Source organism: Pseudoalteromonas sp. Of7M-16, assembly GCF_022347805.1.
Lineage (GTDB): Bacteria > Pseudomonadota > Gammaproteobacteria > Enterobacterales > Alteromonadaceae > Pseudoalteromonas > Pseudoalteromonas luteoviolacea_F.
On sequence record NZ_JAKRFY010000016.1, the window covers coordinates 1 to 23914 of the forward strand.

The 23914-nt window shown below is 41.3% G+C and carries 22 protein-coding genes and 1 tRNA gene; 13 read left to right on the forward strand and 10 right to left on the reverse strand.

Going from position 1 to position 23914, the window contains the following annotated elements; all coding sequences use genetic code 11:
- The first annotated feature begins 516 nt into the window (after positions 1-516).
- The 3 genes from MHN81_RS16345 to MHN81_RS16355 all read left to right on the forward strand — a co-directional run bounded on the left by MHN81_RS16345 (position 517) and on the right by MHN81_RS16355 (position 4077).
- Positions 517-1269: a hypothetical protein gene (locus MHN81_RS16345; protein ID WP_023398263.1), complete on the forward strand. Its 753-nt coding sequence runs from the start codon at positions 517-519 to the stop codon at positions 1267-1269.
- A 180-nt stretch (positions 1270-1449) separates the two neighbouring features.
- On the forward strand, positions 1450-2832 hold the full coding sequence (locus MHN81_RS16350) for a winged helix-turn-helix domain-containing protein (protein ID WP_239426227.1): 1383 nt from the start codon (positions 1450-1452) through the stop codon (positions 2830-2832).
- An 87-nt stretch (positions 2833-2919) separates the two neighbouring features.
- The gene (locus MHN81_RS16355; protein ID WP_239426228.1) at positions 2920-4077 is read left to right on the forward strand and encodes a PQQ-binding-like beta-propeller repeat protein; all 1158 of its coding nucleotides are present in this window, start codon (positions 2920-2922) and stop codon (positions 4075-4077) included.
- A gap of 151 nt (positions 4078-4228) precedes the next feature.
- On the opposite strand, the gene MHN81_RS16360 is transcribed toward MHN81_RS16355, so the two are convergent.
- From MHN81_RS16360 to MHN81_RS16370, 3 genes are all read right to left on the reverse strand, one after another.
- Positions 4229-4864 (reverse strand): cohesin domain-containing protein, encoded by a 636-nt coding sequence (locus MHN81_RS16360; RefSeq protein ID WP_023398260.1) that lies wholly within the window; start codon positions 4862-4864, stop codon positions 4229-4231.
- A gap of 222 nt (positions 4865-5086) precedes the next feature.
- Positions 5087-5728, reverse strand: a complete 642-nt coding sequence (locus MHN81_RS16365) for a response regulator transcription factor (protein ID WP_239426229.1) — start codon at positions 5726-5728, stop codon at positions 5087-5089.
- Between the two features lie 404 nt (positions 5729-6132).
- Positions 6133-6516 (reverse strand): hypothetical protein, encoded by a 384-nt coding sequence (locus MHN81_RS16370; RefSeq protein WP_023398258.1) that lies wholly within the window; start codon positions 6514-6516, stop codon positions 6133-6135.
- 396 nt (positions 6517-6912) lie between these two features.
- On the opposite strand from MHN81_RS16370, the gene MHN81_RS16375 reads away from it, so the two are divergent.
- Positions 6913-7647: a transporter substrate-binding domain-containing protein gene (locus tag MHN81_RS16375; RefSeq protein WP_239426230.1), complete on the forward strand. Its 735-nt coding sequence runs from the start codon at positions 6913-6915 to the stop codon at positions 7645-7647.
- Between the two features lie 11 nt (positions 7648-7658).
- Here the strand turns inward: MHN81_RS16375 and MHN81_RS16380 are convergent, their stop codons facing one another.
- Positions 7659-8555, reverse strand: coding sequence for a LysR family transcriptional regulator (locus MHN81_RS16380; protein ID WP_023398256.1), 897 nt, complete (start codon positions 8553-8555; stop codon positions 7659-7661).
- Between the two features lie 120 nt (positions 8556-8675).
- Between MHN81_RS16380 and MHN81_RS16385 the strand changes: the two genes are divergently transcribed.
- The 3 genes from MHN81_RS16385 to MHN81_RS16395 all read left to right on the forward strand — a co-directional run bounded on the left by MHN81_RS16385 (position 8676) and on the right by MHN81_RS16395 (position 9852).
- Positions 8676-9203: an NAD(P)H-dependent oxidoreductase gene (locus MHN81_RS16385; RefSeq protein WP_239426231.1), complete on the forward strand. Its 528-nt coding sequence runs from the start codon at positions 8676-8678 to the stop codon at positions 9201-9203.
- 167 nt (positions 9204-9370) lie between these two features.
- Positions 9371-9446: transfer RNA gene (locus MHN81_RS16390), tRNA-Ala, on the forward strand.
- Between the two features lie 79 nt (positions 9447-9525).
- Complete coding sequence (locus tag MHN81_RS16395; RefSeq protein ID WP_239426232.1) at positions 9526-9852, forward strand: cupin domain-containing protein; 327 nt, start codon at positions 9526-9528, stop codon at positions 9850-9852.
- Here the strand turns inward: MHN81_RS16395 and MHN81_RS16400 are convergent.
- Together MHN81_RS16400 and MHN81_RS16405 are read right to left on the reverse strand one after the other, a co-directional pair.
- Positions 9832-12219: a hybrid sensor histidine kinase/response regulator gene (locus MHN81_RS16400; RefSeq protein WP_239426233.1), complete on the reverse strand. Its 2388-nt coding sequence runs from the start codon at positions 12217-12219 to the stop codon at positions 9832-9834. The genes MHN81_RS16395 and MHN81_RS16400 overlap by 21 nt on opposite strands.
- Before the next feature lie 314 nt (positions 12220-12533).
- On the reverse strand, positions 12534-13001 hold the full coding sequence (locus MHN81_RS16405) for a DUF3293 domain-containing protein (RefSeq protein WP_023398252.1): 468 nt from the start codon (positions 12999-13001) through the stop codon (positions 12534-12536).
- Positions 13002-13258: 257 nt separating this feature from the next.
- Here MHN81_RS16405 and MHN81_RS16410 point away from each other — a divergent pair, with 257 nt between their 5' ends.
- From MHN81_RS16410 to MHN81_RS16425, 4 genes are all read left to right on the forward strand, one after another.
- Positions 13259-14365: a DJ-1/PfpI family protein gene (locus MHN81_RS16410; protein ID WP_239426234.1), complete on the forward strand. Its 1107-nt coding sequence runs from the start codon at positions 13259-13261 to the stop codon at positions 14363-14365.
- A gap of 366 nt (positions 14366-14731) precedes the next feature.
- Positions 14732-15148, forward strand: a complete 417-nt coding sequence (locus MHN81_RS16415) for a winged helix-turn-helix domain-containing protein (RefSeq protein WP_023398250.1) — start codon at positions 14732-14734, stop codon at positions 15146-15148.
- 283 nt (positions 15149-15431) lie between these two features.
- A complete protein-coding gene (locus tag MHN81_RS16420; protein ID WP_239426235.1) occupies positions 15432-16142 on the forward strand; it encodes a response regulator transcription factor in 711 nt (236 codons plus the stop codon).
- 4 nt (positions 16143-16146) lie between these two features.
- Positions 16147-17400 (forward strand): HAMP domain-containing sensor histidine kinase, encoded by a 1254-nt coding sequence (locus tag MHN81_RS16425; RefSeq protein WP_023398248.1) that lies wholly within the window; start codon positions 16147-16149, stop codon positions 17398-17400.
- Between the two features lie 44 nt (positions 17401-17444).
- Here the strand turns inward: MHN81_RS16425 and MHN81_RS16430 are convergent, their stop codons facing one another.
- On the reverse strand, positions 17445-18065 hold the full coding sequence (locus MHN81_RS16430; protein ID WP_023398247.1) for a hypothetical protein: 621 nt from the start codon (positions 18063-18065) through the stop codon (positions 17445-17447).
- A 141-nt stretch (positions 18066-18206) separates the two neighbouring features.
- Positions 18207-18833 carry an arylesterase gene (locus tag MHN81_RS16435; protein WP_036975387.1) on the reverse strand — a complete coding sequence of 209 codons (627 nt, stop codon included), beginning with the start codon at positions 18831-18833 and terminating at the stop codon, positions 18207-18209.
- Here MHN81_RS16435 and MHN81_RS16440 point away from each other — a divergent pair.
- Positions 18832-19551 carry an ABC transporter ATP-binding protein gene (locus tag MHN81_RS16440; protein WP_023398245.1) on the forward strand — a complete coding sequence of 240 codons (720 nt, stop codon included), beginning with the start codon at positions 18832-18834 and terminating at the stop codon, positions 19549-19551. The genes MHN81_RS16435 and MHN81_RS16440 overlap by 2 nt on opposite strands.
- Positions 19541-22045, forward strand: coding sequence for an FtsX-like permease family protein (locus MHN81_RS16445; protein WP_023398244.1), 2505 nt, complete (start codon positions 19541-19543; stop codon positions 22043-22045). Before MHN81_RS16440 ends, MHN81_RS16445 begins: the two co-directional genes overlap by 11 nt.
- A 61-nt stretch (positions 22046-22106) precedes the next feature.
- On the opposite strand, the gene MHN81_RS16450 is transcribed toward MHN81_RS16445, so the two are convergent.
- On the reverse strand, positions 22107-22895 hold the full coding sequence (locus MHN81_RS16450) for a serine hydrolase (RefSeq protein WP_023398243.1): 789 nt from the start codon (positions 22893-22895) through the stop codon (positions 22107-22109).
- Positions 22896-23023: 128 nt separating this feature from the next.
- The gene (locus MHN81_RS16455; protein ID WP_239426236.1) at positions 23024-23890 is read right to left on the reverse strand and encodes an AraC family transcriptional regulator; all 867 of its coding nucleotides are present in this window, start codon (positions 23888-23890) and stop codon (positions 23024-23026) included.
- Positions 23891-23914: the final 24 nt, after the last annotated feature.

Here is a 23914-nt window from a genome sequence, read left to right on the forward strand (position 1 = left end):
GGTGGGGGTTTTTATGTAAAGTTTTGATTGAATTTATCCATTTAAAGGGAAGCGTATTAAAATATTTCAATACTCAATCTTAGGAATGTCAGGTGTGGGTCCGATTAGATAAACGTATTACCGCATTATAAGTGGATTAAATACGGTAAAAATTGTTTGGACTACTTATTGAATAGAAGAGCCTGAGCTTTTATTTTTGACAACTATATAATAATTATATTTATAAGTTACAAGGGGTTATCTTTTTTATCTGAATAAGTCTAACGTACAAAACCCGAAAATCAATTAAGTAAAAATGTTTGACTTATTGTTTTAAATCGTCATTATTAGTGAGGTACATGGCACAGGTATGCGGCGAATTTGATTGCTGACATTACAAGTATTGATTGCGTTGACCCGATGCGTTTAGCGTGATGACTTAGGTGTTTTGCAAACGCATAGGTGGAGATTCGTGTACTTAAAATAATTAGTAAAAATAATAGACTTATTAAGTGGTGATTTTAAAAGGAGATTGTTATGAAATTGTCCCATGCTCTCGCAGCCAGTGTTTTGATAGCTGGAAATGTATACGCATTAGAACCAGTTTACGATGCAGATAGCAACGCAGGTAGAATAACTCAATATAATCATGGACCTGTGAAAAGTGTCATGGTGCAAACTAGTTCTGCGCACTATTTTGCGGCATACCTAACCCTGAATGAGCAGGCCAGTTGCACTGATGCAGGGCTCTACAATGAAGCGGGTAACAAGCTAATAGCGCAGCTGAAAGTGGCTGATAATAAATCAATATCAGGTCCTGTAGCTGAGGGTCACGAAACCTTAGCTAAGGTACTCAAAGTCACTTGCTATGACGCTGAAGGCAGTAGTTATAGTGTGCATCATAAAGTGCCAGCAGCCCCCGCCATTACTTATGATAGAGCAATACAGTTTGATAATTGGAATGCAGGAAATGGCAGAGTGCCCGGGTACTTTGAGTCGGTATATTTGACGAGCCAACTATCAGTTAATACATTTGCACCTGATGGACAGTGCAGTATTCTTCGATTTCCAAATGGCGATGTGCCAGCATTATTTAACGGAAAGTTCAGCGTCGAAAATGTACACAGTGATTTTTATAGCCATGGAGGAAAAGCCGCTTACGACGCGTATAGTTCATCGCTCACTTACGCTATAAGATGTGTCAATGCCGGCGGTATGACACTGCTGTTTGATGAGTGGACTATCCATGAGTTTGCTCAAATTGGTGAGTTAAGTACTAACTATTATTAACTTTAACGGATAAAGGGATGAGATTATTCATCCCTTTATATTTAAAATTTATTACAAGTGTAACTTTTTTGATCATTTCCTTAACAAGACACTTCAAGTCCATTATGCTAGTGGCGATATTTCACTCAAGTATTTTTTAAAATATAAATAACAATAGATTTTTATTCTTAGGTAGGAATTATGCTCAAGACCGCCAACAAAGGACAGTGGGTCATAAATCATCGGCAGTTGAGCTTACATAATGACACGAAAGTAGTGGAACTAGACTCTAAACAGTATGCTCTGTTAGTTTTGCTTTTAAAATTTAAGCATCAAGATGTCAGTAAATCTCAGATCCTTTCGGAAGTGTGGGGGCAGCGTGTTGTTAGCGAAGATGCGATATATGTGACAATCAATGGACTCAGAAAGCTACTTGGTGATGATGCTAAATCGCCAAAGTATATTAAAACAATTTCCGGCATTGGTTATCGCTGGATAGGGCCTCCCTTGTGTGATGCATTGCCATCATCTCTTGATAGTTTTTTATTAAAAGCTGCGTTGTGCTTGGTTGCAATTTCATTGCTTGTTTTTTGGCAGATGCCACGGGAGCCCGTAAAAGAGGAGATCCCTGCCCATTTGACTGAACCATTTAATCAAGCCCGCTTTATTATAACTAGTCACCCAGAGGATATAGACAGGGCAATTGGTTTGCTTAAGTCAATAACGGTTGAGCAACCTAAACTCACAGAACCTTTGGTATGGTTGGCAAAGGCTTATTATTATAAGCTTCGCCCACAGGCAGCTGATTACCATCAAGCTAAGCAACACCTAAAGGCAATTTTGGAGCGTATTCTCTCGCGGGACCCCAAACATAAAGAGGCGAATTTACTCTATGCCAAGCTTTTATTCATGGGGGAAATGAATACTCAAGATGTTGAAGTTTACTTTTTAAATGCGCTTCCAAATAGCGAAGCGCATCATATGTACGGCCAATACTTACTTGCTGTAGGTCGGTTAGAAGAAGCATTACAGCACATTCAAATTTATCAATCCCTTGAGCCTGATGGTTATTCAAGTGAAAGCGTGGCTTGGGTTTATATGATGAGTTTACAATTTGATGAAGCGTTTTTAGCCCTAGATAAATTGAGGCCGTACTCACACAGTAATCGATTTTACCATGTATGCCTGAGAGCAATTTATGAACAGCTCGGTCAGTTTGAACTGGCTGTTAAAGAGCTTATTTGGGTCATGAAATTTGAAGGGTATAGTGACTTAGAAATCGCTATGGTCGAGCAACAATTTGACGACCAAGGTATAGAAGGTGTCTATCGTTGGCTACTTTATCATGATACTCGTAAGGCCGATATTGGACACTATGAAGCGCCGATGTCCCAAGCTCGGTATGCTGCAGCCATTGGAGAGACTCAGTTAGCGCTGCATTACTTGGAACAATCGCGACTAGCAGGTCAGTATGCCTTCATGTGGATTGCAGCAGATCCTCATTTTTTACCGCTAAAACAGGAAAGTGGATTTAATCAATTAATACAAGATTACATTTTAAAAGCTGATACATCAGGCACTTAATAATTACTAAGAAAGTTTTAGAAGGTATTCAGGACATCTTTTTTACGTCAAGTTAATGTCGCACTCGAATTTAATTAGGAGTGCATAATGACAATCTATAAAAAATTAATTGCAGCCTTCATTTTGGGGCTGCTATCTATCTTGCCGACAATCACTGCTTTGGCAAAAAGCGGGGACTATTTATATAGCTATCAGACTGGCAGTGAAAACTGGGGGAGCATTACGCTAAAAAATCATCAGGCTTACTTTGGTAGTGATAATGGCAAGGTGTATGCGTTTGATGTTGATAGAGTGAAAACTCGTTGGGTATTCACCACAGGCGATAAAGTTCGGTCGAAGCCGCTTGTTGACCACCATAGAGTGTTTTTTTCTAGTGATGATGGTTATCTTTATGCGTTGAATCGCTGGAATGGAAAGCTGCTCTGGAAGACCAGTCTTAATGATGGTGATCACAATCGTATTCTGCCGGCCAACCATGCTCCATGGGAGTTTGACTACACTAAATCTAGCCCGGTGGCCGACAGTAATTTTGTCTATGTTGGCAGTGCTGATTCAAATTTTTATGCCATATCGAAACGTACAGGCAAGATTCAGTGGCGTTTTAATACTGGTGGGATGATAAGAGCGACTGCCAGCATCTATCAGGGTAAAGTATTTTTTGCGAGTTGGGATGGCCATGTTTACGCACTCGATAAGCTGTCGGGTGAACTTGCTTGGCAATTTAAAACTCAAGGCGCGATACCTTCGAGCCCAGTTGTGCTCGACGATATACTCATTATTGGCTCTCGTGATACTTACTTGTATGGTTTAGACCCTCACAGGGGGCAAGTCGTGTGGAAAAAAGCATTGCCAGGTGGTTCTTGGGTTGAGTCGAGCGCTATTGCAGACATTGAAGATGACTATTTCTATATTGGTAGCTCAGATGCCAAGTTACTGTTTAAAATGGAAGTAGAAACTGGAGAGATTGTTTGGCAAGTGGCGACGCCTGGCTGGAGTTGGGGGCAACCTGTGGTTGACCAATCGCATGTTTATATCGGTTCTACAGGTCATGATGAACCGGGTTGGTACGTTACTAAAAGCGGGTTTATGGCGCTAGACAGAGCGTCTGGAGAGAGGGTTTGGCAGTATCAACCTAAATTGATCCCTGGGTTTGTACATGGTGGCGTGTATGCTTCACCGGCAATCGGAGCCGGTAAGGTGTTGGTACCAGACCTCGATGGTTTTATTCATGTTTACCAGCAGTAAGCAAGCGAAGAGGCTTTAGCCAATTATAAAGGCACGATATGGTGCCTTTATAATTTTTTAAGCCCTAGCTTGTCTCATTAATTTTTTAAGAGAGCAATGGGGCAATAAATAACGAGCATCAAGGTAAACAAGCTAAAAATACCCTCCGGATCTAGTCAGCATGATACCTTAATGCACTTTTATGATTAAGTAGCGTGATCACCCCAAATAAAAAGGCTAGAACGACAAGGAACAAATATCTCGGTAACGAAAAGTCGGCTGTAGGGCTGTTAGGTGGGGCGTAAGAGTTAGCAAATTGTAATTCCACCGATGGCTGGGTTGGGTAGTGTAGCTTATGACCGTCTTTGGTAACAAAATAGGCTGTATCTATAACGATATTTGTTTTGGTTGCATCTACATGACTTTTAAAGAAAACACGTGCAATTCGGTTGGTGCTAAAGATATTTTTTGCTGGCATTGATTGGCTAACTGTGTAACTGATAGTTCCCGAATTAGGATTTGCCAGATTAATTTGCTCTGTTAGCGCTTTATGATTAAACAAATTTCCATGTTCCAGATGCGGTGATGTTTCTTTGTTGTGTGGCGGCAACATGATTAATTTTGTAGGGTCATATTTGAGTGTTAAATGTACGCCATATATGGCTGGTATGTCGTCGGCCATAATATCGACATAAAACTCGCTTCCTGTTTTGATATGGTCTACTGGTAGGCTTATGTAAATCGAATCGTCACGTGCACTGATAGCGGTCACAAAAAGAAGCAAATATATAGCGATTACCTTTTCCATCTGGCACTCTCATCTTATCTTTAAATTAAGTATGTAGTTACACTAATCTATAGCTTAGTGCGTAAATCAATTTTATTAAATACGACCTGTAGCCAATAACTTGAAAATTTCAGTATTGCGGCGTTTGCCATATTCTAGTTTCCATTACAGAGTAAAATACTATTGTGTCAAAAAAATATAAATAGTGTATTTACCCCAATTGACCATTAAATTGAGCTTGATCTACACAACTAGCCCTTCTTCCAAGCCATATTTTACTAATTCAGCTGCTTTGTTAACACCAAGCTTTCTCATCGCTTTTGTTCGGTGATTGTCAACAGTTTTTATTGAAATACACAGTGTATCGGCAATTTGTCGGTTGGATTTTCCCTGAGTGATATAGCTGACGATTTGTTTCTCTCTTGCTGTAAGGAGAAACTGTGTGCTAGCAGCCTTATATCGTGCTAATTCGCTTTCTATACTTGGGCTAATAAACGAGTGACCGGCAGCGACAGTTTGCAAGGCTTGAATGAGAGTATCAAATGCTTCACTCTTGGAGAGGTAGGCGTCGGCACCGACCTCAAACGCACGGTGAATTACCTTAATATCATCATGCATACTAAGAAAAATGATACGGGTTTTTAATTTTCGTTGCTTTACGTGTTCACACACTTTGAGACCACTCAAATCTCCCATTGCAATATCTAATATGGCGAGATCGGGTTGATATTGGGAAATAAATTGCCATGCTTGCTCGCCTGTGGCGACATCACTAATATTGTATTGAGTTTGTGATCTCTCGATAAGAGAACGTAAGCCCTGACGCACTAAATGGTGATCATCCGCGATTAATATGGTTAAACTATTTTCTTTTCCGTTACCCATTTTAACTCCATGTATATACTTGTCTCGCAAAAGCTTGGCTGAGATTATAGTTCTAGACTATTGCCTTATTAATAAATAGCGTCGATTTTTTGTTCTGTTTTCATCGGGCAGTAGTCGAGTTTGCCTGTCTACAGTAACTTAAAGTATATGATTATCAGATGGGTAAGTATTTTATATGTAATTGATCACGGTGCATATGAATATCGTTAAGATAATACACAAAATTGAATAAGGCTTATTTAGTGGTGTTTGTGCGTTTAGCTGTAACCGTTTTACCTGGCTATAAGTAGCTTTATTTTGGAGTTTAACAGCCATAGGAGCACCTTTAAGGTGCGCCCATTGAGTTGTTATTACATGGCGAATTATTGCTAACCGGTATGAATAATTGCTATGTAATTGTATGGCTAGTAAACAGTCATGTAGTTCACAGTTACATCGCCTTCGCGGTACAGTCCGTGCTCTTGATTGAAGTTCACATCAATGGTGACCTTTGCATAGTCTGTTTGGAGCGAGTAGTTACCGCCACTTGGCGTCGAGTAAGTACATTCAGTTTGTGCATATAGGTATTCAGGCTGCATTGGCGTCACAAAATAATTAATGACTTGAGTATGGCAATTGTGGAAGCGATAGCCTGCATCTTTAAGCTGTGTTCTGATAGCTTGATACTTACGACCATATTCAAGCACCTCTTGAACACTTGCATAGCCCGCCTGTGCAGACAGCTCTTGAGCTGAAACATTGGCAGCGGCCGCAGCGGCAATTAGTGAGAATAATACGCCAGTTTTCATAGTTAGTTTCCTTTTCTTGAGAATAAAATAGCCTTATTGGCTGGTAAAAAGTTAAGTGTACGGGGTTGTTTATGTCGTGCCATTTCCTTCACAACATCAAACTACAAGACAAATCATCTTGTGTTCGCACACCATTATTAAACGAATAAATGAAGTTAATATTTATGATTAAAGTCAAAAAAATGAAGAAAAAATTTATAAAATGAAATTTATGGGTATTAAATAGTCAATTTATTCCGGTGTGTGAATTATTGTTTCTTTTGCTTTAGTGCTGTTATTAGCAGTGTTATAAATTAGGTAAGAAATGGCGTTTTTCTTGAGCAATAAAGGCGCAAAACCATAATATGTGTAAAATTTATGCTAAGTTGATAAAGGATGAGTTAATTTGTATAAGTTATGTACTATTTATTCGGTTTGGCGGCGTTGTTTTTTTCATGTGTCGTGGTTGCAAAGGAATACAGTGTTTTGGTGTATCACGGTGCGAATCCGCCATACAACTACATTCACAATCATCAACCCTCAGGTATTTTTAGCGACTTGTTTGCTCGACTTGGCGAGCTAACTGGGCACACTTTTAAGTTGGTGCCTTGGTCTGTGGCGCGTGGTCAAAAGCTATTTGATATGGGAAAAATAGACATTGAACCAGGTGTCAATCCTATTTGGCGTGCGCAAAGAAAAAATCCCGGGATCTATTCGCGGCCTTATGCATATTCTAAGGAAGTGGTGTTGGGTCGTGAAGGTGAACGGCCAACCGCCGACCCAAAATCTTTCTATGGTAAGGTCTTTGGTCGTGTAAGGGGTTATCGATACGGACAGTTTGAATCTCACTTTGGCGAGAACAAAATTGTACTTTATGACAACGTTTCTGAAAAAGAGCTATTGTCTCAGTTGGCTCACAAACGAATTGACTACGTGATGATTGGCGATGTTACAGCGGCGTATTATCAAAAGCATAATCCCCATTATGCTTCGTTCAAAGTCGTATTTGAAATTAGCAAGCTGCCAGTGCATATGCGATTACAACCCCATTTACAGCAATTAAAGACGGAACTGAATCGAGCGCTACAAGTAATGCAGCGCAACGGCGAGATTGATGCCATCTATCGCCAATATGGTGCACTGAACCAATAGTGTGATAGGTCCTATGATGCTAGTTGGGATGACAATATATCTATAAAGTATCTAACCTTAGGTGATAGGTGCTTGCGGCTGGGATAAACCACATAGACTTCCACAGGCCTTTGCAAGTAGGCTTCGAGTAAGATTTCAAGCTGGCCTTGCTCAATGGCATCTGCCAGATAAAATTCGGGCAACCTAGATATACCTATGCCGTCAATTGCCATCGCGGCTTGCATATGCCCGTTGTTAATATTCGCTCGCTTTCTAACATCAACGGTAAATGACTTACCTGCTTGATCTGTAAACTCCCAGCGATCTGGATGCTTTAGGTTGCTGTAGCAGATGCAGTGATGTTTGCTTAGCTCTCTAGGATGATGGGGTTTTCCATATCGCTCTATGTATTTTGGGCTAGCAACAACCAAAGTTCTACAGCGGTAAATACGTTTACAGATCAAACTCGACTCTTCGAGTTGGGTGGTTGCACGAATTGCCAAATCAAAGCCGTCACCAACCACGTCTACCGCTCGGTCATTGAGCTCCCATTCAATAGTGACATTAGGATATTTGCGTAAATACTCTGTGACTGCAGGTCTGAGGTAGTCCAAACTAAATGCGACAGGGCAACTAATCTTAAGCACCCCCTTGGGTTTATTTTCCTGATGCGTAAGCAGTTGCAGTGTTTGTTCGGCATCACTGAGTAATTGCACACAATGCTGATAGTACACTTCTCCGTCAGGGGTAAGTGCCAAAGTTCGGGTTGTTCGATTGAGTAACCTGACGCCCAGTCGAGCTTCCAAACGATTGATAACTTTACTGACATGAGATGGTGAGTGGCCAAGTTGTTCTGCGGCCAATGCAAAGCTATTACATTGTACGACCTTAATAAAGACAGGAATACCGTCAAACACATTATGATTCATATGGAAATAGTAAGTTTACGTTTGCCCTATTAATGTTTATTAAAACTTAATCTACACTGTTTGTCATCAAGTCGAGCAAACATATTCGACAACCCATAAAAAGTTAATTTGGAGAACATCATGAAAGTACTAGCATTTGCAGCAAGTAACAGCCGTCAATCAATCAACAATGCACTGGTAAAGTATGCGGCGTCACAAATTGAGAACGCAGAGATAGAAATTTTAGATCTGAATGATTTTGAAATGCCGATTTACAGCATTGACCGAGAAAAAGACAATGGGATCCCAGAGCAGGCCCAGAAATTTTACGACAAGATAGGCGCTGCAGATGCAGTTATTGTCTCATTTGCTGAGCATAATGGTTCTTACACAGCAGCGTACAAGAATATATTTGACTGGACCTCTCGTATTGACATGAAAGTGTATCAAAATACTCCGATGGTACTTTTGGCAACATCTCCAGGCCCTGGTGGAGCACAAAGTGTGTTAGGTGCCGCGGTGAACTCTGCACCGTATTTTGCAGCAGATGTAAAAGCGCATTTATCAGTTCCTAGCTTTTTTGATAACTTTGATATGGAAGCGGGTAAATTAACTAATGGCGAAATCAGTGACGCCTTGAGCAATGCACTAAAACAACTGGCAAACTAAAATAACAAGTTTGTTCCCAAATATACTGTTTTTGCAGCTGCCAGCATCAACGCAGAGCAGCTGCAATTTACAGCCACATTTGCAATTTAAGGTCATGAGCTTTTCACACTTCGTAAAAAACAGCTTTACAAATTAATAAGATATAATAGAATCTTAGCGTCTTACTTGGGGCTATAGCTCAGCTGGGAGAGCGCTTGCATGGCATGCAAGAGGTCGGCGGTTCGATCCCGCCTAGCTCCACCAAATCTTATCCAGCATATTCTTGCAACAGCATCAAACTGCACAATTTAAATAATGTATCCACCAAAATCGGGGTGAGCGCATGGTTGAAAACAAACAAAGTGTATTTAGAGGTATACCCAGAGATTTATCAGACGAATTTTTCGAAGTCATTGCAAGCAGCGATGATGTAAAAATTGAACGTATTATCTCCAGAGGACATACTTCTCCGCAAACAGGTTGGTATGACCAAGCGCAAAATGAGTGGGTAATAGTGCTGCAAGGTGAGGGGCAGCTCACGTTTTCAGATGGTCGAGTTGTGACCTTGGTTGCCGGCGAGCATATTAATATTCCGGCGCACTGCAAACATAAAGTAAGCTGGACTAAACCGGATACTGATACTATTTGGTTAGCGGTTTTTTACACCTAGCCATTTGCTTAATACAGACTCTAGCTTTGCCATTTCAACGGGTTTCGCGACAAAGTCATCCATGCCAGCGCTGTAATACGTCGCGATATCTTCTAAAAACACATTGGCAGTGATCGCAATGATCACCATTTGACTATACTGGGGGTGCATTCTCAGGTGTTTGGTTGCTTCAATACCATCCATTTTAGGCATATGTATATCCATGAGGATCAGATCAAAATAGGTTTGTGCAACTTTTTCTAATACCTGTTGGCCATCTTTTGCTAATACGACACGCAAACCAAACTTTTCCAACATAGCACTGATCACAACCTGATTAATTGCATTATCCTCAGCAAGTAAGACCTTCCCACTGAGTTGCATACACTGATCAGTTTTTGCAGCACTATACTCGATTAAGCAACAAGGCTTAAATGGCCAAGTAAACGCGAATGTTGCGCCCTCATTTGGTGTGGATTCACAGTATATTATCCCGCCAGCAAGGTTAACTAGCTGCTTGCAAATACTCAACCCAAGTCCAGTTCCGCCAAAACGCTTTGTGGTACTGTCGTCTTCTTGGCAAAACGGGTCAAAAATTTTATTTTGCTGCTCTTGTTTGATGCCAATACCAGTGTCTGTAACGGTGAATAACAATTGTGTCGCGTCATTTGGGTTGAGCTGAACCAATATAGATATCTCACCTTGTATAGTAAATTTATAGGCATTGCTCAATAGGTTGAGCAGTACTTGCTGTAACCTGTGTTTATCACTGACAATTTCAAGAGGCGTATCAGCCACTATGGTGTGTGATAAGGCAATAGGCTTTGACTGAGCCCTTGACTGCGTAAGGTGTAGTAAATGTGCAATGGTGCTTTTTAGCTCAAAAGGTTCTTCGTATAAATTGATTTGCCCTTGTTCAAGTTTCGAGATATCTAATATGTCGTTTATGAGGGTCAATAAGTTACTGCCTGAAACACTGGCCAGCTTAAGGAGGTGTTTTTGTTCTTTGTTGAAGTTTGCCTCTTGTTCTAATAGCTGGATAGTGCCCAATATACCATTCATGGGCGTGCGGATCTCATGGCTCATGTTGGCTAAGAAGCGGCTTTTTGCAGTAACGGCGAATTCGGCTTCGCGCTTCGCTTTTTCAAGTGCTTGCGTTCGTTTTTCTACTCTGGACTCTAAATCACTTTCTCGCGCGTAGATGGTGTCACGCATAGTTTCAAATGTACGACTCAATTCAGCGATTTCATCATTGCCTTTGGTTTTGATATGAATCTTGTAGTGACCTTTGGCAAGCGATTTTGCAGCATATGTTAAACGTGAAATAGGGCTATACAGTCGATATGCTATCCACCAGGCCACAAGCATACTCAATAATGTAGCAAATGTGAGTGTCAGCAGTAACTTCTCTTTAAGGGTTTTCACCGACGCAAAAACGACCTGTTCAGGCAAAACTACAGCAAGACTGTAATTGGCAGCACGAATAGGTGCATAAAAGATAAATGCATGTGTCTGATTATCTATCATTAGTTGTCCATGCCCTTCAAGCCCAGCGATCATTTTTATGCCCAGTGCTTTAAGCAAGGGATCTTGTTCTTTGGTGATCCTGTTGACTGTACTGGCTTTTTCGCCAATATCATTGAGCACGTAGTTGCCATCCTTATATTGATGCTCAATGGTCTTATTGGCATTCCAGTGGTACATATAAATCCCAGTACTAGACACCAGCATAAATTTGGCTTGCTCGCCGAACTGTTGTAGTACATGGTTTTTGACATTAACGATGAGGCGGTCGACTTCACGCCAGGGAATACTGCCTCCTAATAAGCCAACGACCTTGTCGTCATGGCTTAAAATTGACGCAGCAACAACAATCTGCTTAACGCCTGTGGTGTATGAGATCATGGGTTCAGAAACATATACTCTAGGAAGTTGCTCAATATTATTATTAATGGTGTATTGCCAGTAGTCTCGCTGTTTAATGGTTTTTATCTTGGCTTGTGGATCTGAATCATCAAAGGTGCGCAACATATTGTGATACGGATTCCCTCCTTCGGTATTGTGAAAGCTGCCATCCGCACGCCCAACAATAAACTTTTCGTATACTCCGTGGTGTGATTGTTTTTCGGTGTTTAAGATAGGCTTTATTTGGTTAAAGTCCATCGTTCGAAGAGCTGGTTGGCGCGCTAGGGTTGAAATTTCTGATTTCCGTTGAGAAAAGTAGGCATTAAATAGTGCGGCCGCACTGAGTACCTCTGATTGCGCTGCTCGAATACTCATTTCTCCCGCTTGACGTGCACTGTGAAGCATCGCAATGAAAAAGATGACAAGCATGGGCACTAGAGCTGTAATAGCTAACACCAGAGGAAGCCGGGTTTTAAGTTGCATAGGCGCAGCAGGGCTGTTTATTTAACTCTTATTTTAGTCAAGAATTAGTTGGTGCGAGGGCTAAAGTCAGTTTAGGGATGAACGAAATTAATAACACATTTAAATTCAGTTGCTTAAGGTGATTCTTAAAAGTTTAAAAATACCCGTGTTAATATTTGTTATTCTAAATCAAAAAAATTTTGCCTATAGGGTGTTAATGTATGTATGAACGCTTGATGCAATAAAAATGATGAATAAAACAAAGTGTCGGCGTAAATCTATGAACCTGATATATGAGTTTGCTGGATTAAAGGTGTTGCAGTGAGCATCATGTTTCACAAAAGGGCTATGTTTTTGCTAGGTAGCGTAACCCGACGTAATCGTGAGGTGATCAAATCATTAAAAGTGTAAAACTGTGTCAAATTATGGCTATTGTATAAAGTGATTTTACCATCAACTAGGTAATAAAAAGCGCGTTGGTTATAGCGCTTGGAAATAGATTGTGCAAGTGTTAGTGGGAGGTCTAGACAAATACTCAACTCGCGATAAGACATGTCATGATTACCACCATATAGATATTTAACTGATGACGGTAACCGAGACAATAACGCAATATATTTTTGTTGTAAGCTGGTATTCTTCTTCCGACTTAACCGATGACCATGCGTATTCCATACGCTTATAATTGCACCATTTTTATAATGGTGAACTGGCATTAGAGGATAGAAGTACACCTCTTTATACAGCTGCCATATATTTTCTGAAATATGCTGATTTTTGGCATCGGCAGTTATATTAATCATCGTGATTATTCTTGATTTTTGGAATATTCCATTTATTTTAACTGTGTCACTCACTATTGCCAGAGTTTGAAACTACAGAGCAAGAACTAAGAAAAATAACAAAGTAAATTTTTCTAGCCTTGGCAGGTAAGTAACCTCAATCAATTTAATTACTTAAATCTACACTGTAACTTCTACGAAAGTAATTGCCCTTTACTTCACACCAGTTTCACATCCACTCCTTTATTGTGATACTCCCAACCAAAAGGAGAGTCGTTATGAAAAGCCTCGTTATGCTAACCAGTATTGCACTTTTTAGTTCAGTCGTCGCTGCAAAAGATAGTGCTAATGTATTAGTTGTGATCAGTAGCTACGGTGAAGTAAATCAAAACCAAGAACTTGTAAAGCCAGGATACGAGTTTGGTGAATTAAGCAAAGCGTATCATGTATTTAAACGCCATGGTATTCAAGTGACCATTGCTTCTCCGTCAGGTGGTAAACCTGTCGCGGACGAATATGATAAGTCAGCAATTTATAACCAAAAATTCCTGAACGATGAGGCCGCTTTAGCGTCTTTGACAAACAGCTATAAACTGGCAGATATTGATGCCAGTAAATTTGATGGCATATTTGTTGTTGGTGGTAAGGGCCCTATGTTCGACTTACATCAACATGAGCCGCTAAAGCAAACTATCTCAAAAATTTATGAAAATAGTGGTGTGGTTGCTGGCGTGTGCCATGGGCCAGCGGCTTTTGTTGACGTAAAATTGAGTGATGGGCGTTACTTGGTAGCAGGTAAGCGAGTGAATGGATTTACCAATGCGGAAGAACATGCATTTGGCTCTAAGTGGTTAAAAGATTTCCCATTTTTATTGCAAGACAAACTAGAAGAGCGCGGTGCAAAATTCGAACAAGATGGCGTGATGTTAAACCAAGTCACTGTCGACGGCCGACTGATCACAGGCCAAAATCCATTTTCAACCGTGGATACCGCTCGTGCAATGGTGACAGCTATGGGCGTTGAACTATTGTCCGCTCAGCCCTATCAAGATGATGCCAGTGTTAAATTATATGAGCTATTTTTAAGAGACCAAGATACTGCTATCCAAAAGTTGGAAGCGACGCCGGCACTTTATGATATGCAAATGCTTGCCATGCTTAGTGTTTTTCAAATTAAACACGCTACGACAGAGTATCAAGTTGATGCCAGTGCGCAGCTATTAGAGTATGTGTTACCTAAGTTTTCACATCCCGTTTTAGCAGTCACACTTGCTCAAGCCTATGTGCGTATGAATCAGTCAGATAAAGCACTGGAGGTTTTGCAAACAAGCGCGAAACAGTTCCCTGAAAACGAAAAAATCAAATCGTTTATAGCATCTCTTTAGCGAATTATGAGGGCCTAGAAATAGGCCCTTTCGAGTCAAAATTAAGAAAAAATGACTACATCATGAATTTTACTAATGTGGATAAAAAAAGCCTAAATAATTGACTGTCATGAATACTGAAATAAACGGCAATTTTATAAAATAAAGCGAAGGTTTTTTGTTCTCATATGTGTTTTTTTTGTATAAAACTTGTGTATCAATGGTTGACTGTTAAGGTTTTTTGTCTCTTTTGTGGTCAATTGGGTAATATGTTTCTATTAACAAAAGTCATGTGAAAATATGACTTAGTTAATACCAATTTACTGCCTAGAGCGATAAAATATAAGGGCTTTTAAAGTCATATATAAAGGAAGTATATTGTTGATCATGAATTTAAGTGATAAAGAAAATACTGACTTTACCTTTGCGGTATTTGGTCATTATGCACTGAATAAAAGGAAACGTTCGTTAACATTCTGCGGTGAAAGGGTTAAAGTTGAACCCCTGATCTACGACTTGTTAGTTTACTTTATTCAGCACAGAGATCGCGTGATTAGCCGCGATGAATTGTGTCGAGAAATCTGGCAACAAGAGTATGTTGACAACAACGCGATAAATCGTGCTGTGTCAGAACTACGTCGCAGTATTTCAAAACATAATTTAGAAGGTGAAGTAATCAGAACCCATTACAAAAAAGGGTATAGCTTTAACTTAAACGTGAAGTTAGACCCCCGTCCTGGCCTATTTCAATGGCTAACACGACTGTTTAATCAGTCCCCGATGAGAAAAGGAAAGTTAACATAAATAAGCACCAAGTTACGAGAAAATAGAGCTAAATGTTCTTAATTTTAAAAATAAGTATAAAAAAATTCATGTTTCGTGCTTAAGTTAATTGATGAGGGTCAAAGCTCATTTTGACTGTCCACTTGGTGCCCACTTTTTCTTAAGGTGGCGCAAGTATTCATGCTTGGTAAAATCGATAGAGCGGCTCATACGCACTTTTTACCAAGCCCCCTGCTATTTCACAATCATTTCACAGATCAGCATGATAAGCTGTGTGCAATAACCCAATTTATACGGTATTAACATGGAAAAACACTCGTCTATGCGCAAAATGGATATGCAATTTAAAGTACTGGTGGTTGAGGATAATCTCGAAATCAGTCGCAATATCGCAGAGTATTTTGAGCCACGTGGATTAGTCTTGGACTTTGCTTACGATGGTAAGCAAGGCGTAGATCTGGCATTACAGAACTACTATGACTGCATTATTCTCGATATCATGCTGCCAGAAATGGAAGGATTGGCGGTGTGTAATATCTTGCGAAATAAAGCCTGTCGGCATATTCCTATTATTATGTTGACTGCACGTGATGCGCTGGATGATAAGTTAGCCGGATTTGAAACAGGTGCTGATGACTATTTAACCAAGCCATTTGCCTTGGAGGAGTTATTTGTAAGGTGCTTGGCGCTTGCTAAGCGCCATTTGCTTAACTGTGAAAAAACTCTACAGCTTGGTGACTTAAGTCTCAATGCCCAAACTCAGCAAGTGAAGCGAGGCGGTCAAGAGATTATCTTGCAGCCGATCCCACTTAAGATTTTGCAGCTTTTAATGGAGCACCACCCAAGACCCCTGAGTCGTAGTGAACTCAGTGACAAAATTTGGGGAGATGATCCAACTGACTCAGATGCGCTGCGCTCACATGTTTATCAACTTAGAAAAGCGATCGATAAGCCATTTGATACTGCGATCATTAAAACGATTCACAGTGTTGGCCTAGCCTTGGATATAGCATAATCTTATGAAAGCTCGTCAATTACGCACTAGAATCATTGCCTATTTTGTTGGCATATCAGTATTTATCAGTTTTTTGTTTGGATTCGTCTGTTTTCTTTTTGCATATACAATCGAGGATCACCTATTTAATGTATTGCTCAAAGATGAAGCCGCATATGTCTCCAAGCAGTTGAACTTAGGCAATACACCTCAACCTCGACTTGATTTTATTCAATATTTGGAGCATAAGCAGCAATTGCCCTCGTTTATAAAAGAGGCATTGATCGAGGAGCCACGCGCTGTTGAATTTGCCTCAATAGACGATAAGCACTATCACCTAATGTGGTTAGATAAAGGCGTTTTACTGGCCGAGGTCAGTGAGCAGCTGGTAGTGAGAAAAATAAAAATGGGCATGTTTAACTTCTTGCTGGTGGCGCTCGTAATCGTGTTGATTGTTGCCATATTGCTGGCCTATTTGTCACTTGCCATGGCTAAGAAGCTGCTTAAACCCCTCGATCGGTTGGTTGATATTGTTGCGCAGGCACCCGTTGAAAAGCTGCCACAGAATTTTTCCAATCAATTCGTGAATGATGAGATAGGCGGTTTTGCACGTACGCTTGAACAGGCTCTGGATCGAATTCGTCAATTTATTGATAGAGAGCAAGCATTTACCAGAGATGCGTCACATGAGCTGCGCACTCCCATTGCGGTCACACAAGGGGCGCTGACCTTGCTACAGCAAGAAGCATTGAATGATAAACAACAAGCCTTGGTAGAGCGAGCTGTATCTGCACAGGCGCAAATGGCGCAAAGCGTTGAAACCTTGTTAGCATTAGCCAGAGAAGAGACGATTAACCAAACAGAAGTAAAGTTACTTCCCTTGGTTGAAAGCTGTGTCTTGCAACAAGCCCATAAAATTGACAGTAAAGATATTTCGGTAGAGATTGACGTACCAAGTAGTGCAACCATTGCGCTTGGTGAAAGTGCTTTAAACTTGATATTAAGCAACCTGATTGGAAATGCATTTTCCCATGTAGAAAAAGGCACGGTTACGGTGCGCTTTTCCAACAATACCTTGAGTATTATTGATACAGGTCAGGGGATCCCGAGTGACATACAAGGGCGAATTTTTGAATCGGGGATAAAGGGTGACTCGAGCACTGGGCTAGGTATGGGCTTATCGATTGTTTTCAGGTTGTGTCAGAGGTTGGATATTCACTTGTCGCTAGATAGCAGCGAACAGGGAAGTGCATTCCACCTCACCTGCCCAAAAAATTAGAAGCTTGAGGCCTGTGCCTCAAGTTTCAGCCTTTGCTTACCCAGTTATAGTTTTACAGATGTAGGCTGCTTAACTAAGCCCTTATCGAGGAGCTCTTGTGTAATTCGTTCTGATAGCATCGATGCGATGGTCTTGTTGTGATCTCGAATGGTTTTCTGCGCTTTTACAACTCCTGTTGCTGTCATGGCTTTATTTTGATCCCCTTTGTCGAACAAAGTAATTTGAAACTTGTCGGTCAGGTGCACTGTGGTATACGACGTATAGTTAGTAGAGGGGGTGCCTACTGATGAGTAAGAAGGTGTTGTCGAGTTGGCGTTGAAAGCATGTGAGGTTTGGCTTTCTTGTGATAGTAGCTCTATTTGTAATCGCGCTTGTGCACCTGTTTTTGCAAACGCTTGTTGCCAAGTATGCTGATTGAACTCTCGTGTTGGGGGGAAGACGTCGATTGCTTTGACACACTTAACTGAACTGAGTTTGAGGTTGATTTGTTTACAAACTCTGTCCTCAATGAGTGTTTTCATGGTTAAGTCAGTAAGTGCAGCGTCAACCATTAAACTTGAATATTGGGTGGCTTTAAATTTCGGATCAACATAACTTTGCATGTCAACTGATGCACAGCCTGATAAGGTCGCGACGACCAGCGCAGTTACACAATACTTCTTCATTTTAATTTCCTTAATTATATAGCGTTTCCATAAAGGGGAGTGAATTTTGACTTTCAGATGGGTCATTTAACACTAAAATCACGACTAAATTGTACCCAAAAGCGCAATTGGGTACAACGGTATATCTGTTAATTCAGCCTGTTATGATTTACTCAGCCATACATCAAATTGCTTTTCCATAAAGTCTCTAATAAGCGGCTGGGCTTTTTCATTGGGATGCAGGTTGTCGTTTTGCATTAACGACTTGTCGATTGCAATCGGCACCATAAAATAATCCATCAAATAAGCCCCTGTGTCTTTAGCTACCTTTTGATAGTTACCGGTAAACATTTTGGTGTATCTTGGGCCTAGGTTTGGCGGAATTTGAATTTCCATTAACGCGACTTTTGCGCCACTGTTTTTACTTTTTGCAACCAACTCTGTGAGGTGCTTGCGGATCAGTTTAATTGGAAAACCGCGAATACCATCATTTCCGCCTAATTCGATTAATACATGGCTAGGTTGGTGCGCTTTAAGTTGGGCGTCAATGGTGAGCAGCGCATTGTCCGTGGTTTGGCCAGAGACACTCATATTGATTAATGAGATCGATTTTTTCGTTTCAGCGTACTTATTTTGTAACAAATTAACCCAGTCTTGGTCTTGTTTAAGTCCGTAGCCCGCACTTAAGCTATCACCTATGATCATAATTTTAGTCTCGCTAGCTGTTGCCCCAAAGGGTTGATTGAGGCATGCGAGGAACAGCACAAGTTTTAGGAAAATTCGAATCATGTCAGTACTTTCTCAGTTAAATGTTATTCAGGTCAAAGGACTTAACAAAACAGTCAGTACCTTTGAAGGTGACTTAGATATCCTTAGCGATATCAATTTCACTGTCAAGTCAGGAGAGTCTGTTGCGATTGTGGGCACGTCCGGCTCAGGTAAATCTACGCTACTCAGTTTGCTTGCTGGACTGGATACAGGAACGGCTGGTGAAGTATTTTTGGACGGTGCGGCACTACACAAATTAGATGAAGAAGAGCGTGCGCGCCTACGAGCAGAAAAAGTGGGCTTTGTATTTCAATCGTTTATGTTGGTGCAAAGCTTAACAGCGCTGGAAAATGTGATGCTGCCCGCCGAGTTGGCTGGTGATAGCGGCGCGAAACAACAGGCCTCGGAATTACTCGAAAAAGTAGGCCTATCCCATCGAGTTAGTCACTATCCGTCGCAACTTTCTGGCGGAGAGCAACAACGAGTAGCGATAGCGCGGGCCTTCATCGGTTCGCCCAAAATCCTGTTTGCTGATGAACCGTCGGCAAACTTAGACAGTAAAAATGGTCACCTGATAGAAAAGCTACTTTTCGACCTCAACAAGCAAAATGGGACTACATTAATTCTGGTTACCCATGATGAAGCGCTCGCTCGGCAGTGCGATCGGATTATTCACATCGAGGGTGGCCAGCTAGAAAAAATACGCGATGGTGAAGGAGCAACAGTTCATGTGGTTTAAGTTAGCACTCACTTTATTTTGGCGAGAGCTGCGTCGTGGTGAGTTGACCATTATTTTTGCGGCGATAGCCCTTGCTGTACTAACAGTATTTAGCTTGTCATCTGTGACAGAGCGCATTCGGATGAACATTGAGCAAAAATCAGCAGACTTTATTGCTGCTGATAGGCGTTTAGTGAGCAACCATGCTTTAAATGATGATTATATTCTTGAAGCTGAACGTTTAGGTCTGAACACGGCACGACAAATGTTTTTTGACTCTATGCTGTTTGCCAATGATGAATTGGTATTGGGCTCGATTAAAGCGGTGTCTAATGGTTATCCTTTAAGGGGTTTGGTCAAGCTCAAAGATGATTTTGCCCAAGCAGAATATGAGGTGCGAGATGTACCTAAACCTGGCGAGGTCTGGCTCAGTGAAGGGATGTTTTATAGTCTAGGCTTAGATGTTGGTGACCAAGTTGAAATTGGCGTAGGTATGTTCCGCGCCAGTAAAATCCTTGTCAGTGAACCAGATGCACCATTTTTCTCGTTGGCGGGGAATAAACGTGTTTTACTAAATTACACCGATATTGAGACAACACAGGCGGTCCAGCCAGGAAGCCGAGTGTTTTATCGCATGTTATTTTCGGGTGATGAAGCACTGTTGACAGATTATTATGGGTGGCTGAAGCCTCAATTGAGAGAAAATCAAAGGTGGCAGGGAATAAAAGATCGTCAGTCGCCACTAGGTGAGAACCTTGCGCGTTCAGAGAGCTTCTTATTGCTAGCTGGGTTATTCGGAATAATGCTAGCAGCGGTAGCAATGGCTGTGTCTGCGAAGCGTTACTGTGAGCGTCAGTACGATCCGGTTGCCATGATGAAAACACTCGGTGGTAGTCGAGCTACAATTCGCAATATCTTTTTGCTTCATCTCTCTATGGTGACAGCTTTTTCAGTCTCAATAGGCATAGTAATTGGCTATGGGTTGCAAGCTGTGGCGACTGATTATCTCGCCAGCTTTATGGACACGCAATTACCTGCTGCGGGTTTCAAGCCGTGGTTTTTAGCCATTACCATTGGTGTGGTGTGCGCATTGATGTTTTCATTGAAGCCTCTACTCGATTTATTTGATATCCCGCCACTGCGCGTTTTACGTCGTAATTTAGGGGATAAACTGGCTGTGAGTAGAGTTCATATGGCACTGTCTGTGACCACTATTTTTGCCTTGATGTGGTTTTTCAGTGGAGAGTTAAAAACAACCCTTTTTCTCTTTGGTGGGACCGCAATATTGATGCTGGTGTTGTTTGGCGTCTCGAGGTTGCTGTTTAGTGCTGGCAGAAAACTAGGCTTGAGCCCTGGCAGCAGCTGGTCTTTGGCCATTGCGACCTTACAAAAGCGTGCCAACGCAAATGCTGTACAGTTGATCAGCTTTGCTTTGGCGATAAAGCTTATGTTGTTTTTATTTGTGCTCAAAAATGACCTGATTTCTGATTGGCAAATGCAAGTACCTGCGGATGCTCCCAATGCCTTTCTGATTAATATAAACGAATCAGAAGTCAGTGATATCCAGGACTTCTTCACACAAAATCAAATTACGCATACAGAGTTTTTCCCTATATTCCGAGGTCGTGCGAATGCATTAAATGGAGAAAAATTTGCGCGCAGTACATCAAAGCAAGAAGGTGAAGAGCAAGATGAAGAGGCTACTGAAGGGGCTGGTCGAGAGCTGAATCTGACTTGGATGACGCAGCTACCAGATGGCAATGAAGTGGTCGATGGCACATGGTTCGATGCGGATAGTACTGAATTAGAAGTGTCTGTTTCTCGAGGAATGGCGCAAGGGATAGGGATTGAAGTTGGTGATACGCTGACATTCTTAGTAAATGAGCGCAGTTTTGATGCTAAGGTTACCAGTCTTCGCAGCGTTGACTGGGGATCGCTTAAGCCCAATTTTGTGATGATATTTAACCCTCCTGTCGCGGGTAAATTTCCTGTGACTTATTTCAGTGCAGCGCAATTTGGTGAAGGAGATGAAAAAACCGTCAGTACGCTACTTAGGCAGCACCCTACAGTGAGTATGATTGATATTAAAAGTCGTTTAGAGCAAGCGCAGTCAATGATTGCCCAAGTGTCTTTGGCTATCAGTTTCGTATTGGCTATCGTGTTAACCAGTGGTGCTTTAGTACTGATATCTCAGGTACAGGCGAGCCTAGCCGAGCGTATGCAGGAGATCGTTATTTTGCGTACTTTAGGCGCACGTGGACGCTTGATTAAATTGGCAACCTTGTATGAGTTTTTACTATTGGGTGCTTTGGCGGGCTTTGTTGCTGCCTTGGTCAGTGACGTCACTTTACTTATCATCCAACGAGAGTTGTTTGAAGTAGACGGTAAGCTGCATCCATATATTTGGGCATTGGGTCCTGCAAGTGGTGCCTTGTTTGTGGCTGCGATAGGTTACTTTATGGTGGCCAGTACGATGCGGCAAAACACCCAAGGCTTATTGAGAAAACTTGCTTAGGAAATTAAAAAAGAGGTAACGAAGTTACCTCTTTTTTTGTGCGTGAAACGGTGTTGCTCTTTTAAATTATCTTCAGTGCCTTGAGCGTTGCATGTGCTTTATCCACACGTACATTCACCATTTCTTTGAATGAGGGGGCATGCATATTAAATGCAAAATAGTGTGTTCCTTGGGCGTTTTCTATTTTACCTACATACCAACCTAAGTATGTTTTTTTAGCAATAGGGCCTGTTCCTGTTTTAGCGTATAGCTGATACTCAGGTGTACTTTGTTTTAAGAAAATCGCATCGAAAGTTTGGTAAGTTTGCTTGCTTAATCCAAGCGTTTTATCGTCGAGTTGACGTAAGAATTCAATTTGTTCCATTGCTGAGATTTGCAGGCTTGAATTGAGCCAAAACTCGTCTAGCGGACCGTTGATATCTTGGTTTCCATAGTTAAATTGTGACAAATAGGTCTTTATTTCGGGCTTGCTTAGTGAATTGGTCCACATTTGGTATAAGGGGAGCACTGAGTAGCTAAATGCATCCTTCACTTTAATATCGTCACTTTGCCAGACACTCGGCCACCATTTCTTTACCGGGTATGCTTGGGTATCAACTTTATAGCTTGTCTTGGTATCAATTTTTTGCTCTTCAAGCAAAATCAGCGTATTGGGGATCTTGTATGTAGAGAAAGGGCTAAAAGCACGTTCTGCCCGGGACTTATTGATGACTTGCCATTTATCTGTTTGTTCACTGTAAACCACCATGGTACAGCGTTGATCTTTTTGACACCCTTCTTCGGCAAAGGTGTCATGAGAAGTGGAGAGTATTAGCCCGCTGGCGAGCAGCGCACAGAGTTGAAACCGCATGGTTGTTCCTTGGATCTATTTTTATTTTGTGTGCAAATTACCTAGTGACAACTGACTTTACCCTGAACTGACCCCTTTTTGACAATCCTAGTGTTAAAGTCAGTTGTTAGCTTGTGGATAAAGCATTTTTACAGCAGGGCTTTGTGCTGTATTCGAGAGCGAAATTGACTCGGGGTGCAGGCCTTAATCGCAAGAAACCGCCTGTTAAAGTTTGACAGGTTATTAAACCCGCATTGATCGCTGATCACAGTAATGGGTGCTTTAGAACTGATCAGTAATTTACAGGCTCTGGCAATACGTAACTGATTGATAAATTCTGTGACTGTTTTTTCGGTGCGCTTTTTAAAGAATCGATGGAAATGGTTGGTACTCATGTGGGCTTGCTCAGCTAATAGGTCCGCATTTAATTGCTCAGTATAGTTTTCATAGATGAAGTTGATCACGCGGTCAAATTTGTCTTTCGCCGGATCTTGTTGATTAGCGTAGCTAAACTCCATACTAGAAAGCGTGTCATAGTCGCTGGTCGCCATCAAGTTGAGCATATTAAATAACAGTACATATCGCTCTAGAGGGTTAGCTTCAGCCATCTGGATAAACAGTTGCTCAGTGGTCCTAGCAAGGTGTTCACTGAACTTTAATCCGCATTTTGCCTTGTGCAGCAGGGTGTGCAAACTTTCAAACTCTTTGTTGAGTCGCAGTTGCTGCTCTAGCCAAAGTGCTGGGATCTGTGCGACATATACTTTTTGCATACTGCCATCATAATTAGGTTTTGACTGCCATGTATGGGGGAGTTCAGGTCCTAATAAGACTAAGTCATAGTCACCGAATGGCGCAATATAGTCGCCAATATGACACACACCTTTACTATTTAATGTGAGGCATATCTCATACTCTGGGTGATAGTGCCAATTGAATGGAATTTCATTTAACTGGTATAAACAGTATCGCCAAGAACAATTGGTTGAAGGTATGATTTTTTCGCACATCGCTCTCATAATATTGTCCTTAATTTTTGTTCT